Source organism: Stenotrophomonas sp. YJH_SMC_29 (assembly GCF_059371235.1).
This window is the reverse complement of record NZ_JCAFUK010000011.1, coordinates 60,340-73,637: the sequence shown is the minus strand read 5'-3', so window position 1 is coordinate 73,637 and position 13,298 is coordinate 60,340. Positions and strand designations below refer to the sequence as shown.

Here is a 13,298-nt window from a genome sequence, read left to right as displayed (position 1 = left end):
ACCATGAGTTTCCAATCCACTCCGTGGCAGACCGTGGGCCCGTACTACCGCCTGGGCCTGGAGCCGCTGTACCGCACCGACATCGCCCCGGCTGCCGCGCGCGGTGAGCGCGTGGAAGTGCAGGGCCAGGTGTTCGATGGCAATGGCGTGCCCGTGTCCGATGCAGTACTGGAAATCTGGCAGGCGGATGCGCAGGGCATCTATGCCCATGCCGAGGACCCGCGTAGTGACGACCACGACCCGGCGTTCGATGGCTGGGGCCGGGTGCCCACCGACGAGCAGGGCCGCTTCGCCTTCAGTACCGTCAAGCCGGGGCGCGTGCCGGGCCTGCGCGGCGCGCCGCAGGCGCCGCATCTGATCGTGCTGGTGTTCATGCGCGGCCTGCTGCAGGCCGCCCGTGGCCGTATCTACTTCAGTGACGAGGCCAGCAACGGCGAGGACGGCATCCTGGCGCTGGTGCCTGCAGAGCGCCGCCACACCCTGGTCGCGCAGGCGCAGGGCGGCGGCCTGTACCGCTGGGACGTGCACATGCAGGGCCCGCACGAGACGGTGTTCTTTTCCTATTGATCACGGCGCCCTCGACGCGCCTTCCGGCCACTCCACGCCCGCGTTCGGCGGGCGCGGGTAAGCTGTGGCCACCCATGATGGACTGCACCGATGAGTCACTCCCCAACGCTGCTGGGCGGTCTGTTCGGCGACCCCGCCGTCGACGCTGCGTTCACCGACGAGGCGCGCCTGCAGGCGATGCTGGATGTTGAACGCGCGCTGGCCCGTGCGCAGGTGCAATGCGGGGTGATTCCCGCTGCGGCGCTCGCCCCGATCGAAGCAGCCTGCAGCGCGGACCTGTACCCGCTGCCGGCGCTGTCGGCAGCGACGGCCCTGGCCGGCAACCCGGCCATTCCCCTGGTGAAGGCGCTCACCGCGCAGGTCGCGGCGCGCGACGCCGAAGCCGCGCGCTGGGTGCACTGGAGCGCCACCAGCCAGGACATCATCGATACCGGCGCGATGCTGCAGCTGCGCGCGGCCGTCGGCCACGTGCGGGCGCGCCTGCAGGTCCTGTGCACCGCGCTGGCGCGGCTGGCCCAGGCCGAGCGCGGTACCGGTCTGCCCGGGCGTACGCTGCTGCAGCAGGCAGTGCCGGTGACGTTCGGGCTGAAGGCGGCGGGTTGGCTGGATGCCCTGCAACGCAGCCAGCGTCGCCTGGAGGGACTTGCCGACGATACCCTGGTGCTGCAGTTCGGCGGTGCAGCCGGCACGCTGGCCTCGCTGCAATCACGAGGACTGGACGTGGCCGAAGCGCTGGCCGATGAGCTGCAGTTGCCGCTGCCGGCGCTGCCCTGGCACACCTCGCGCGATCGCATGGCCGAGCTCGGCAGCGTGTTCGCGCTGCTGGCCGGCAGCCTCGGCAAGATCGCCACCGACATCGTGCTGCTGATGCAGTCCGAGGTGGCCGAAGCGTTTGAGCCGGCGGGCGAGGGCAAGGGCGGATCGTCGGCGATGCCGCACAAGCGCAATCCTGTCGGCTGCGTGGCGGCCATCGCCGCCGCCACGCGCGTGCCGGGCCTGCTGTCCACGCTGTTCAGCGCGATGCCACAGCCGCACGAGCGCGCGGCGGGGCAATGGCACGCGGAGTGGGACACCGTGCCGGAAATCGTGCGGCTGTGTGCCGGCAGCCTGGCCCAGGTGTCCGTGGTGGTACAGGGCCTGCAGCTGGACCGCGTGCGCATGCGCCAGCACCTGGACAGCCATGGCGGCCTGCTCTATGCCGAGGCGGTGGCGGTCACCCTGGGCGAGCGCATCGGCAAGCAGGCCGCGCACGCCCTGGTGGAGCGCGCGGCCAAGCAGGCGCTGGCACAATCGCAGCATCTGCGCGAGGTACTGGGGCAGATGCCGGACGTGTCCGCGCAGCTGTCTGCTGCGCAACTGGATGCCCTGTTCGCTGCCGACAGCTGGCGTGGCATGGCCGATACCTGGATCGACCGCGTGCTCGCGCGCGGCTGATCGTCACGTTGACCGCTGGAGTACCGATGCCCTTCCTCGATCTCCCCCAGCATCGCCTGCACTACCGGACCGAAGGCCGAGCCGACGGGCCATGGCTGACGTTCTGCAACTCGCTGGGCACCGACCTGGGCATGTGGCAGCCGCAGGTCGAGGCATTGGCCGCCCACTACCGCATCCTGCGCTACGACCGCCGCGGCCACGGCCAGTCCAGTGCACCGCCGGGCCTGTACACGGTGGCCGAACTGGGCGCGGACGTGCTGGCCCTGTGGGATCACCTGGGCATCGAGCGCAGCCACTTCTGCGGGCTGTCGATCGGTGGCCTGACCGGGCAGTGGCTGGGCGTGCACGCCGGCATCCGGCTGCACACGCTCACCGTGGCGGCCACCGCGGCGAAGATCGGCACGCTGGAGGTCTGGCACGCCCGTATCGCCCAGGTCCAGCACGATGGACTGCTGCCGCTGGTCGATGGCACCCGCGAGCGTTGGTTCACGGCTGCCTTTGCACAGACCCACGCCAGCCAGGTTGAAGACATTCTGCAGCGCTTCCTGGCTACCCGCGTCGCCGGCTATGTGGGCTGCTGCAATGCGGTCGGCACGGCCGACTTCCGGGAGGCGCTGGGGCGCATCAGCGTGCCGCTGCTGGCCATTGCCGGCGACGAGGATCCGGTGTGCGTCCCCGCCGAGCTGCAGGCGATCGCCCACGGCGTGGCCCATGGCCACTATGCGCAGGTGCCTGGCCGCCACCTCTGCAACGTGGAATCGCCGCGGGCCTTCACCGATGCACTGGCCGCGCATCTTTCCGTGCAGCACTGACCTTCGCACAACAGGTAGACCCCGATGGACGAACAGGAACGTTACGAAGCTGGCCTTGCGGTGCGCCGCCAGGTGCTGGGCGAGGCCCATGTGGAGCGCTCGCTGGAAGCCCGCACCGACTTCACCGCCGAATTCCAGGAATTCATCACCCGCACCGCATGGGGCACGGTATGGACGCGCGAGGGCCTGCCGCGGCACACGCGCTCGTTGCTGACCATCGTGATGATGGTGGCGCTGGGCCATGACGAGGAGTTCAAGCTGCACATCCGCGCGGCCCGCAACAACGGCGTGACGCCGGAGCAGATCAAGGAAGCGCTGCTGCAGGCTGCGATCTACTGCGGTGTGCCTGCGGCCAACCACGCCTTCGCGCTGGCCAGGCCGATCCTGGAAGAGCAGGCTTCGGAACGGTAGTGCCGGCCGCTGGCCGGCAACCTCCTGCACATCGGCAAGGCCGGCCGCTGGCCGGCACTACCAGATTCAGTGCAGTTCAATTCAACAGCGTACCGAGGCGTTGCGCGGCTTCGCGCAGGCGGGGCAGCAGCTGGGTCTGCATCACGCCCAGGCCAATGCGGCCGGCCTGGGTGCCGATGTTCAGCGCGGCGACCACTTCGCCGCTGCGCGAACGCACCGGTACCGCGATCGAGCGCAGGCCGATCTCCAGTTCCTGGTCGACCAGCGAAACGCCTTCGCGTCGCACCTTCTCCAGCAGGTCGAGGAAGTCCTCCATGCGCGTGACCGTGCGTTCGGTGCGCGGCCGCAAGGGAGTGCGTTCCAGGTAGCCTTCGAGCGTGTCGCGCGGCAGTGCGGCCAGCAGCACCCGGCCCATCGAAGTGCAATACGCGGGCAGGCGGCTGCCCGCACGCAGGCCGATGGACATGATGCGCACCGTCTCCGCGCGGGCGACATACAGGATGTCATCGCCATCGAGCACGCCCAGCGAGCACGATTCGTGCACGTCATCGCGCAGCGCATCGAGTACCGGCTGTGCCGCAGCGGTCATCGAGGACGACGCAACGTAGGCGCCCCCCATGCCCAGCACACGCGGCAGCAGCACGTAGCCACGTCCCTGCTCACCCACATAGCCGAGCTTTTCCAGCGTGTACAGGACGCGTCGCACCGCTGCGCGCGAGATGCCGGTGTCACTGCTGATCTGTGACATGGTGACTTCGCGCGGATGCTGCGAGAAAACGCTCAGCACGGCCAGGCCGCGGCCGAGCGAGGTCATGAAATCCGGGTCCCCCTGGTTTTCCTGGATCTGCTGCATCAGCTCATGGGCCAGGCCGCGATCCCGCGGTGGCGCAAGGGGGCGCTTGGTGCTACGGCTGGGAGGAACGGCAGGCATGGCAGCAGCTTTCATCAGGTTCGACCTTGAATGGTAAGCGCTCGAACCCGCAACCGGTACCCACGGGGCGCGGCCAGGCAGGCCGCGCCCCGTGGCACGGGCTACGTGCGCTTCGGCAGCGCGTAGGCGATCACGTAGTCGCCACGGTCTGGCGACTGGCGCGCGCCGCCGGCGGAAATCACCACGTACTGGCGGCCCGTCTTCGGCGAGACGTAGGTCATCGGTGTGCCCTGGCTGCCCACAGGCATGCGGGCCTTCCATACTTCTTCGCCGGTTCGGCTGTCGAAGGCGCGCAGGTAGTAGTCCTGGGTGCCGGCGAAGAACAGCAGGCCCGACTGCGTAGCCAGCGACCCGCCCAGCGTCGGCATGCCGATCGGGATCGGCAGGCGCATCTTGATGCCCATCGGCCCGGTGTCCTTCACCGTGCCCACCGGCACCTGCCAGACCAGCTGCCGGGTAGCCAGGTTGATCGCCGACATCGTGCCGAACGGCGGCTTCTGGCAGGGAATGCCCAGCTTGGACAGGAAGCGGTCACGCAGCGAGCCGTACGGCGTACCGGTCTGCGAGGCCGCGCCCATTTCCACGCCGCCGGCACCGCTGGTCATCTGCGCGCGCGGGATCAGCCGGGTCCACAGGCCCAGGCGCATGTCGTTGACGAACAGGTAGCCCGTGGTCGGGTCGACCGAAGCGCTGCCCCAGTTCATCCCTCCCAGCGAGCCCGGCCACTGCAGCGCCAGATCCTCGCCCGGCGGCGTGTACATGCCGTCGTAGCGGAACTGCTTGAACTGGATGCGGCACAGCATCTGGTCGATCGGGGTAGCCCCCCACATGTCCGACTCGGTCAGCGTTTCGGCGCCGATCTGCGGCAGGCCAACCGACAGCGGCTGGGTGGCGGCGTAGCGCTCGCCTTCGGCGTTGCCCTGCGGCGCCGGAATGTCGCGTACTTCGCTGATCGGTACGCCCGTCTGCCGGTTGAGCATGAAGATCTGGCCCGCCTTGGTGACCTGCAGCAGTGCCGGCAACGTGCCGCCCTTGCCGTCGGGCACGTCGACCAGGGTCGGCTGTGCGGGCAGATCGTAGTCCCACAGGTCGTGGTGGACAGTCTGATAGACCCAACGCTCCTTGCCGGTGGCCACGTCCAGCGCGACCACGGCCGAGCTGTACTTGTCATCCTGCGGCGTGCGCTCGCCCGCCCACTGGTCCGGGGTGGTATTGCCGGTGGGCAGGTAGACCAGGCCCAGTTGCGGGTCGTAGGCCATCGAGGTCCAAACGTTGGGCGTGGCGCGCGTGTAGTGGATGGACGGATCCAGCGGCACGTCCGGGGTTTCACGCGACAGATCCCAGACCCAGGCCAGCGCGCCGCTGCGCACGTTGTAGGCACGCACCACACCGGACGGCTCGCCCACTTCAATGTTGTCAGCCACCCGGCCGCCGACCACGATCAGCTCGCCGGCGACCAGCGGCGCAGCGGTCAATGTGTAGAAGCCCGGCTTGATCTCGCCCATGCCGGTCTTCAGGTCGACCACGCCGTTGCTGCCGAAGTCCGGGCACAGCGCACCGGTCTTCGCATCCAGCGCGAACAGGCGCGCATCGATGGAGGTCATCAGGATGCGCTGTTCGCACAGCGCCGCGCCGGTGCCGGTCGTGGCGGGGGCCGGCAGCGATGCCGGGGTCGCGGCAACGGCTGGCGCGGTGGTCGCATCGAAATAGCCCAGGCCGCGGCAGCGCTGCCAGTTCGGTGCAGTGGCCTTGGGGTCGAAGGCCCAGCGCTGCTTGCCGGAGTCGGCATCGATGGCGATCACCTGGTTGTGCGGGGTGCACAGGTACAGGGAGTCGCCGATCTGCAGCGGCGTGTTCTGGTCTTCGGCGCCGAAGCCGTTGCTTTCCGGCACGTCACCGGTGCGCGCGGTCCAGGCGACCTGCAGCTCCTTCACATTGGCCGGGGTGATCTGGTCCAGCGCGGCGAAGCGGGTACCTGCCGTGGTGTTGCCCCAGTGCATCCAGTCGCGCTGCTCGGCACCCTTGGCCACCGGTACCACCGGCGGCGTCGCACCCTGCGCAGTCTGCAGCGGTCGGGGTTGGAACGCAGACAGCGCCGTGCCCAGCAGGCCGACGAGCAGCACGGCGGCAACGCCATAGGCGCCGCGGCCGGCCACCTGGCCGCGGCTGCGACGCAGCACCGGCCACGCCAGCGCGACCAGAAGGGCCAGCACCGCCGGCATCACCAGCCGCGACACCAGCGGCCAGAAATTCCAGCCCGCATCGACCAGTGCCCACGGCAGCGTGGCCAGGAAGGCCAGGCCATACAGCATCGCACCGCTCGGCCGGCGCAGCACCAGCAGCAGGCCGGCCACCGCCGACACCGCGCCCATCAGCAGGAAATACCAACTGCCCCCCAGCTGTACCAGGCGAACCCCGCCGACCAGCAGAGCCAGGCCGAACAGCGTCACCAGGATGCCGAGCAGGACCACCAGCACACGGCACAGGGCCGGAACCTTCGTCGTCTCGTCCACGTTGCATGAACCTCATTGCAGTAACCCGCGCGCAGGCGGGGAAAGGCCCGCGCGCGCAGAGCGTGGCGGGGACCATCGGCATCCCGGGCGGCTGCGGGCCGATGAAGGCGGGCAGGCGTCGGCCTGCTTATGGCGCAGGCTGGGTGAATGACCGGTTAGCGCGATTATCGCACGCGTGTGCGATTTTGGCGTGACGGCACGGGGCCATTGATGGAACGCATTGGCGCGCAGGTACCGGGAACGGGCAGCGCGCGAGCGAACCGGTTACCCTATGCCGCCATACACGCTGGTAGCTGCAATGACCGACGCCACCATGGCCGTCTCCGCCTGGTCCTCCCGCCTGCGCGACATCGCCGACTTCCCCAAGCCCGGCATCCTGTTCAAGGACATCATGCCGCTGCTCGCCCACGGCGAGGATTTCCGCGGCGCGATCACTGCGATGGCCGATCGCTGGCGCGACCAGAAGCTGGATGCCGTGGTGGGCATCGAATCGCGCGGTTTCATCCTCGGCGCCGCGATGGCGCTGGAACTGGGGGTGGGCTTCGTGCCGGTGCGCAAGCCGGGCAAGCTGCCCGGCCAGGTGCTGCGCGAGGAATACACGCTCGAATACCGCAGCGACTGCATCGAGGTGCATGCTGATGCGCTGCCGGCCGGCGCGCGCGTGGCGATCATCGACGATGTGCTGGCCACCGGCGGTACGCTGGTCGCCGCACTGTCGCTGGTGCGCCGCCTGGGTGTGGATGTGGTCGGTGCCGGCGTGCTGGTCGAGCTGGACGGCCTGGGTGGCCGCGCGCGCTGGGAAGCGGGCCTGCCGTTGCACACCGAACTGGTGTTCTGATCAGGGGCTGGGTGCCAACCGGGGTTGGCATCCACCCTGGCGAATGGCCGGGAGCCGGTCGTTGCCAACCGAGGTTGGCAACGCGGCCTCAATCACATCATCCGCACGCGGAAGCGACGGCCCTTGATCTTGCCGGCCTCCAGCCTGGCCACGGCCTTGTTGGCCTGCTCGCGCGCGATCGCCACATAGGAGCGGGTCGGGAAGATCGCGATCTTGCCGATGAACTTGGCTGACAGGCCGGCGTCGCCGGTCAGCGCGCCGAGGATGTCACCCGGGCGCAGCTTGTCGGTCTTGCCGCCGTCGATCCGCAGGGTGCGCATCGCGGCCTGCGGCAGTTCGGCCGGGCGCGAGGTCGCCAGCGGCGTCTTCTGCCAGTCCAGCGGCTGCCCCATCTGCGCTTCAATCGCTTCGGCGCGGGTCTTCTCGCGCCCGGCCACCAGGCTGATCGCCAGGCCGCTGGCACCGGCACGGCCGGTACGGCCCACGCGGTGCTGGTAGCTCTCCACGTCGGTCGGCAGTTCGTAGTTGATCACTGCGGCCAGCGCTTCCACGTCCAGGCCGCGTGCGGCCACGTCGCTGGCCACCAGCACGTTGCAGCTGCGGTTGGCCAGCAGCAGCAGCACCTCCTCGCGGTCGCGCTGTTCCATGTCACCGTGCAGGGCCAGTGCGGAGAAGCCGAACTGCTGCAGCGAGTTGGCCACTTCGTCCACGTCCTTGCGGGTGTTGCAGAACACCACCGCCGATTCCGGCGCGTACTTCAGCAGCAGGCCGGCCAGCGCCTTCTGGCGGTGCGCCGGCTCCACCTCGCAGAACAGATGGCGGATGGCGGGGGCCTGGTCGGCGCCTTCCACAGTCACTTCCACCGCCTCGCGCAGCAGGTCACGGGCCATGGCGCGGATGCTGTCGGGGAAGGTGGCGGAGAACAGCAGGCTCTGGCGATCCTTGTGGGTGCGGCCGGCGATCTCGCGGATGGGCTCCTCGAAGCCCATGTCGAGCATGCGGTCGGCCTCGTCCAGCACCAGCGTGCGCACCGCGCCCAGATTCAGCGCGCGCTTGCGCGCCAGTTCCTGCACCCGGCCGGGCGTGCCGACCACCACATGCGGATCGTGGCCTTCCAGCGAGGCCAGCTGCGGACCCAGCGGCACGCCACCGACCAGCAGCAACAGCTTCAGATTCGGAATGCCGGTGGCCAGCTTGCGGATCTGCTTGCCGACCTGGTCGGCCAGTTCGCGGGTCGGGCACAGGACCAGTGCCTGCACGCGGATCACGCTGGGGTCGATGGCCTGCAGCAGGCCCAGGCCGAAGGCGGCAGTCTTGCCGCTGCCGGTCGGCGCCTGCGCGATCACATCGCGGCCGTCCAGGATGGCCGGCAGGCTCTGCGCCTGCACGGGGGTGAGAGTGGTGTAGCCGAGGGCGTCCAGGCCGGGCTGCAGGGCCGGGCTCAGCGGCAGGGTCGAAAAGTCAGTCATGGCGCATTGTACCTGCCTGCGTGGCCGGTCCCGCCTGATGGCGTGGGGGCGGCATCCATGCATGGCGTGGATCTACGGCGCGATGCCGCCCCGGGTCGGCACGCGCCCGCTCAGCCCAGCACCGCCAGCACACCCTGGTGGATCGCCAGGCCACCGAACAGCAGCCAGGCGAACAGGATCAGCGCCAGCAGCAGCGGCTTCAGGCCCGCCTGGCGCAGCGCCGAGACGTGGGTGGTCAGGCCCAGCGCGGCCATCGCCATCGCCAGCAGCACGGTATCCAGCTGCACCAGCCCGGCCTGCAGGCCCGCCGGCAGCAGATGCAGCGAGTTGAACCCGGCCACCGCCACGAAACCGAACGCGAACCACGGCACCACGATGCGCGCCTTGCTGCCGTCGGCGCTGGCCTTGCCGCCGCGCGCCAGCCACAGCGACAGTGCCACCAGGAATGGCGCCAGCAGCATCACCCGCACCATCTTGGTGATCACCGCGGTGTCAGCCGCCGCTTCGTTGACCGCGCGGCCGGCCGCCACCACCTGTGCCACTTCGTGCACCGTCGCGCCGGTGAACAGGCCGTACTGCCGTGCGTCCATCGCCAGCCAGCCGTGCGACTGCACCAGCGCATACAGCGCCGGGTACAGGAACATCGCCAGCGTGCCGAACACCACCACCGTCGACACCGCCACCGTGACCTGCGCCGCGCGGCCGCGCACCACCGGTTCGGCGGCCATTACCGCCGCCGCGCCGCAGATCGCGCTGCCGGCGCCGATCAGCATCGCCGCTTCGCGCTCCATCCTGAACACACGCATGCCCAGCCAGCAGGCCAGCCCGAAGGTGCTGGCGACCACCAGCACGTCCATCAGCACACCGCCAAAGCCAACGTGGCCGATGTCCTGGAAGGTCAGGCGCAGGCCGTACAGCACGATGCCGGCGCGCAACAGCCAGTGCTTGGAGAAGCCGACACCGGCCGCGCTGCCCGGTGCCAACCGCGGGTAGACGGTGTTGCCGACCACGATGCCGGCGACGATGGCAACGGTCAGCGCGCTCAGGCCATGCGCCTGGAGCCAGGGAAGCTCGGCCAGGTACAGCGACGCCGCCGCGACCAGGCCCACCAGCAGCAGGCCGGGCAGGCGAGGCTGCCAGCGTTGGCGCAGGGCGGGCAGGGACCAGGAGGAGAGAGCGGGGGCGTTCATGGCAGGGCAGGGCTGGAGTGATGGGGCAAGCGTGCGCCCCAGCCGTTGACCTGTAAAACGAATAATATGAGTGAAATCTACCTGTCCAGAAGGTAACGGCCATGCGCCTGACGTTGCGCCAGCTCCAAGTCTTCGTGGCCATCGCCGATCACGGCAGTACCACGGCTGCGGGCCAGGCCATCGCGCTCTCGCAATCGGCCAGCAGTGCCGCCCTGCAGGAACTGGAGGCGCATTTCGGTACTCCGCTGTTTGACCGCATCGGTCGTCGCCTGGCCCTGAACGGCCATGGCCGCGCACTGCTGGAGCCGGCGCGCAGCCTGCTGGTCAATGCCGCCGATCTGGAGCGGCAGCTGGCCGCCGGTGGCGACCCGTCGCAGGGGGCACCGCTGCGGCTGGTACTGGCCGCCAGCACCACCATCGGCAATTACCTGCTGCCGCCGCGCATCGCCGAGCTGCTGCGGCACGCCCCGCAGGCAGAGGTCGACCTGCGCATCGACAACAGTGCCGGGGTGGTCGCCGCCGTGCAGCGCCTGGATGTGGACGCGGGCCTGATCGAAGGCCCCTGCCACGAGCGTGGCCTGCAGGTGACCGCCTGGCAGCAGGACCCGCTGGTGATCGTGGCCGCCGCCGATGCCCGCGCACGCTGGTCGCTGGATGAACTGCGCCGCGCACGCTGGCTGTTGCGCGAACCGGGTTCCGGCACCCGCGAAGCGGTCGAACAGGCGTTGCTGCCGCACCTGCGCGGCTTCGCGCAGACCCTGCAGCTGGGCAACACCGAAGCGATCAAGCAGGCCGCCATCGCCGGCCTCGGCCTGGCCTGTCTCTCGCGCCATGCGCTGGAAGAGCCGCTGGCCCTGGGCCGCCTGCGCGTACTCGAGACTCCGCTGCCGCCCCTGCAGCGCACGCTCTGGCTGGTACGCCACCCGGGCAAGCACTGGCTGCCGGGGTTGCAGGCGTTGCTGGGGGAGGTGGGGTAGCCGGGATCGGTCTTACACTGCGCGAATTCCACGACGGGGTCAGAGCCCGTCGCGCAGCAACGGGATCCGACCCCCGCCGTCCCACAGGAAACCAGCGTTTGACGTTGCCGTCGAGGTTGCCGGCCAGCGGCCGGCACCACCGCGGGTGCCGGGTGTGCAACCCGGCCGGTGCCCCAACCCGTACAATGTCCGGATGCCTCTGATTACTCTGCAGAACGTCGACTTCAGCGTCGGCGGCCCGTTGTTGCTGGAAAAGGCCGAACTGTCGATCGAGCCGGGCGAACGCATCGCCCTGATCGGCCGCAACGGCGCCGGCAAATCCACCCTGCTCAAGCTGCTCTCCGGCGACCACAAGCCCGATGACGGCGAAGTGCGCGTGCAGCAGGGCGTGCGCGTCACCCGCCTCGAGCAGGAAGTGCCACACGGCGCGGCCGGCTCGGTGTTCGACGTCGTTGCCGATGGCCTGGGCGAACTGGGCCAGTGGCTGGCCGAGTTCCACCACCTCAGCCATGCCGAGGTGTTCGATGGCGAAGCCCTGGGCAACGTGCAGGCCAAGATCGACGCCGCCAACGGCTGGGGCCTGGACCAGCGCGTCAGCGAAACGCTGACCAAGCTCGACCTGGACGGCGAGGCCGAGTTCGGCCGCCTGTCCGGCGGCATGAAGCGCCGCGTGCTGCTGGCCCGTGCGCTGGTCTCCAGCCCGGACGTGCTGCTGCTGGACGAACCGACCAACCACCTGGACATCGAAGCCATCGACTGGCTCGAAGCGTTCCTGAAGGGCTGGAGTGGCAGCGTAGTGTTCGTCACCCACGACCGCCGCTTCCTGCGTGCACTGGCCACCCGCATCGTCGAGATCGATCGCGGGCAGGTCACCAGCTGGCCCGGCGACTGGGCCAACTACGAGCGCCGCCGCGAGGAACGGCTCAATGCGCAGGCGCAGGAAAACGCGCGCTTCGACAAGCTGCTGGCGCAGGAAGAAGTCTGGATCCGGCAGGGCATCAAGGCGCGCCGCACCCGCGACGAGGGCCGCGTGCGCCGCCTGAAGGCGATGCGCGTGGAGCGTTCGCAGCGCCGCGATCTCAGCGGCAACGTCAAGATGGAAGCCGCGCAGGGCATCAGCTCCGGCAAGAAGGTCATCGACGTCAAGGACATTTCGTTCGCCTTCGGCGAGCGCACCATGGTCTGCGACTTCACCACCACCATCATGCGCGGTGATCGCATCGGCCTGATCGGCCCCAATGGCAGCGGCAAGACCACGCTGCTGAAGCTGCTGCTGGGCGAACTGCAGCCGGCCAAGGGCGAGGTCAACGCCGGCACCAACCTGCAGATCGCCTATTTCGACCAGTACCGCGCGGTGCTGCGCGAAGACTGGAGCGCGATCGAGAACGTGGCCGAAGGCCGCGATTTCCTCGAGTTCAACGGCAAGCGCAAGCACGTGCATGCCTACCTGCAGGACTTCATGTTCACCCCCGAGCGCGCGCGTGCGCCGATCACCCGCCTGTCCGGTGGCGAGCGCAACCGCCTGCTGCTGGCCAAGCTGTTCGCGCAGCCGTCCAACCTGCTGGTGATGGACGAACCGACCAACGACCTGGACGTGGAAACCCTGGAGCTGCTGGAAGAGCTGCTGGGCGAGTACACCGGTACGCTGCTGCTGGTCAGCCACGACCGTGACTTCATCGACAACGTGGTGACCTCCACGCTGGTGATGGAAGGCGATGGCGTGATCGGCGAGTACGTCGGTGGCTACAGCGACTGGCAGCGTTATGCGGCCAGCGTGGCGGCGCCCGCGGCGGCTACGGCCGCCAAGCCGGCGGCCGCTGCACCGGCTGCTGCGGCAGCGACTCCCGCAGCGCCCAAGCGCAAGCTGGCCTACAAGGAAGCGCGCGAACTGGAACAGCTGCCGAAGACCATCGAGAAGCTGGAAAGCGACGTCGAAGGGCTGACCTCGGCGATGAACGATCCGGCGTTCTATACCCGCAGCAGCGCCGAAGTGACGGCGCACACCCAGCAGTTGGCCAAGGTGCAGGCCGAGCTGGATGCCGCCTACGCGCGCTGGGAAGAGCTGGAAGGCTGAGTATCGGTCGGCGCCAGCAGTGCGCCGATTGATCGGATGGAGAATCAGTAGATCCACGCCATGCGTGGATATCCGGATCTGT

The 13,298-nt window shown here is 69.2% G+C and carries 11 protein-coding genes; 7 read left to right on the top strand and 4 right to left on the bottom strand.

Annotation, left to right across the window (positions count from 1 at the left end; all coding sequences use genetic code 11):
- The first annotated feature begins 3 nt into the window (after positions 1-3).
- The 4 genes from pcaG to pcaC all read left to right on the top strand — a co-directional run bounded on the left by pcaG (position 4) and on the right by pcaC (position 3,224).
- Positions 4-567 carry a protocatechuate 3,4-dioxygenase subunit alpha gene (pcaG, locus tag AC5P9I_RS13245; RefSeq protein ID WP_049464441.1) on the top strand — a complete coding sequence of 188 codons (564 nt, stop codon included), beginning with the start codon at positions 4-6 and terminating at the stop codon, positions 565-567.
- A gap of 90 nt (positions 568-657) precedes the next feature.
- Complete coding sequence (locus AC5P9I_RS13240) at positions 658-2,001, top strand: 3-carboxy-cis,cis-muconate cycloisomerase (RefSeq protein ID WP_130768172.1); 1,344 nt, start codon at positions 658-660, stop codon at positions 1,999-2,001.
- 26 nt (positions 2,002-2,027) lie between these two features.
- Positions 2,028-2,813, top strand: a complete 786-nt coding sequence (gene pcaD / locus AC5P9I_RS13235; protein WP_130768171.1) for a 3-oxoadipate enol-lactonase — start codon at positions 2,028-2,030, stop codon at positions 2,811-2,813.
- A 24-nt stretch (positions 2,814-2,837) separates the two neighbouring features.
- Positions 2,838-3,224 (top strand): 4-carboxymuconolactone decarboxylase, encoded by a 387-nt coding sequence (pcaC, locus tag AC5P9I_RS13230; RefSeq protein ID WP_049464447.1) that lies wholly within the window; start codon positions 2,838-2,840, stop codon positions 3,222-3,224.
- A 76-nt stretch (positions 3,225-3,300) separates the two neighbouring features.
- Here pcaC and AC5P9I_RS13225 read toward each other — a convergent pair whose 3' ends face one another.
- Together AC5P9I_RS13225 and AC5P9I_RS13220 are read right to left on the bottom strand one after the other, a co-directional pair.
- Entirely contained in the window at positions 3,301-4,155 is an 855-nt protein-coding gene (locus tag AC5P9I_RS13225) for an IclR family transcriptional regulator domain-containing protein (protein ID WP_187758928.1), read from the bottom strand.
- Positions 4,156-4,256: 101 nt separating this feature from the next.
- Positions 4,257-6,668, bottom strand: coding sequence for a membrane-bound PQQ-dependent dehydrogenase, glucose/quinate/shikimate family (locus tag AC5P9I_RS13220; protein WP_049464450.1), 2,412 nt, complete (start codon positions 6,666-6,668; stop codon positions 4,257-4,259).
- 298 nt (positions 6,669-6,966) lie between these two features.
- Between AC5P9I_RS13220 and AC5P9I_RS13215 the strand changes: the two genes are divergently transcribed.
- The gene (locus AC5P9I_RS13215) at positions 6,967-7,506 is read left to right on the top strand and encodes an adenine phosphoribosyltransferase (protein WP_049464452.1); all 540 of its coding nucleotides are present in this window, start codon (positions 6,967-6,969) and stop codon (positions 7,504-7,506) included.
- 92 nt (positions 7,507-7,598) lie between these two features.
- Here AC5P9I_RS13215 and dbpA read toward each other — a convergent pair whose 3' ends face one another.
- Both dbpA and AC5P9I_RS13205 read right to left on the bottom strand, forming a co-directional pair.
- On the bottom strand, positions 7,599-8,975 hold the full coding sequence (dbpA, locus tag AC5P9I_RS13210) for an ATP-dependent RNA helicase DbpA (protein WP_049464454.1): 1,377 nt from the start codon (positions 8,973-8,975) through the stop codon (positions 7,599-7,601).
- Between the two features lie 110 nt (positions 8,976-9,085).
- Positions 9,086-10,165: a YeiH family protein gene (locus AC5P9I_RS13205; protein ID WP_049464456.1), complete on the bottom strand. Its 1,080-nt coding sequence runs from the start codon at positions 10,163-10,165 to the stop codon at positions 9,086-9,088.
- Positions 10,166-10,266: 101 nt separating this feature from the next.
- On the opposite strand from AC5P9I_RS13205, the gene AC5P9I_RS13200 reads away from it, so the two are divergent.
- Both AC5P9I_RS13200 and AC5P9I_RS13195 read left to right on the top strand, forming a co-directional pair.
- On the top strand, positions 10,267-11,142 hold the full coding sequence (locus tag AC5P9I_RS13200) for a LysR family transcriptional regulator (protein WP_049464458.1): 876 nt from the start codon (positions 10,267-10,269) through the stop codon (positions 11,140-11,142).
- A 193-nt stretch (positions 11,143-11,335) separates the two neighbouring features.
- Complete coding sequence (locus tag AC5P9I_RS13195) at positions 11,336-13,216, top strand: ATP-binding cassette domain-containing protein (RefSeq protein WP_049464460.1); 1,881 nt, start codon at positions 11,336-11,338, stop codon at positions 13,214-13,216.
- Positions 13,217-13,298 lie beyond the last annotated feature (82 nt).

Excerpts from the sequence above, each read along its gene's own strand:
- pcaG (WP_049464441.1), top strand. The coding sequence starts at position 4 with ATGAGTTTCCAATCCACTCCGTGGCAGACCGTGGGCCCGTACTACCGC.
- AC5P9I_RS13240 (WP_130768172.1), top strand. The coding sequence starts at position 658 with ATGAGTCACTCCCCAACGCTGCTGGGCGGTCTGTTCGGCGACCCCGCC.
- pcaD (WP_130768171.1), top strand. The coding sequence starts at position 2,028 with ATGCCCTTCCTCGATCTCCCCCAGCATCGCCTGCACTACCGGACCGAA.
- pcaC (WP_049464447.1), top strand. The coding sequence starts at position 2,838 with ATGGACGAACAGGAACGTTACGAAGCTGGCCTTGCGGTGCGCCGCCAG.
- AC5P9I_RS13225 (WP_187758928.1), bottom strand. The coding sequence starts at position 4,155 with ATGCCTGCCGTTCCTCCCAGCCGTAGCACCAAGCGCCCCCTTGCGCCA.
- AC5P9I_RS13215 (WP_049464452.1), top strand. The coding sequence starts at position 6,967 with ATGACCGACGCCACCATGGCCGTCTCCGCCTGGTCCTCCCGCCTGCGC.
- dbpA (WP_049464454.1), bottom strand. The coding sequence starts at position 8,975 with ATGACTGACTTTTCGACCCTGCCGCTGAGCCCGGCCCTGCAGCCCGGC.
- AC5P9I_RS13205 (WP_049464456.1), bottom strand. The coding sequence starts at position 10,165 with ATGAACGCCCCCGCTCTCTCCTCCTGGTCCCTGCCCGCCCTGCGCCAA.
- AC5P9I_RS13200 (WP_049464458.1), top strand. The coding sequence starts at position 10,267 with ATGCGCCTGACGTTGCGCCAGCTCCAAGTCTTCGTGGCCATCGCCGAT.
- AC5P9I_RS13195 (WP_049464460.1), top strand. The coding sequence starts at position 11,336 with ATGCCTCTGATTACTCTGCAGAACGTCGACTTCAGCGTCGGCGGCCCG.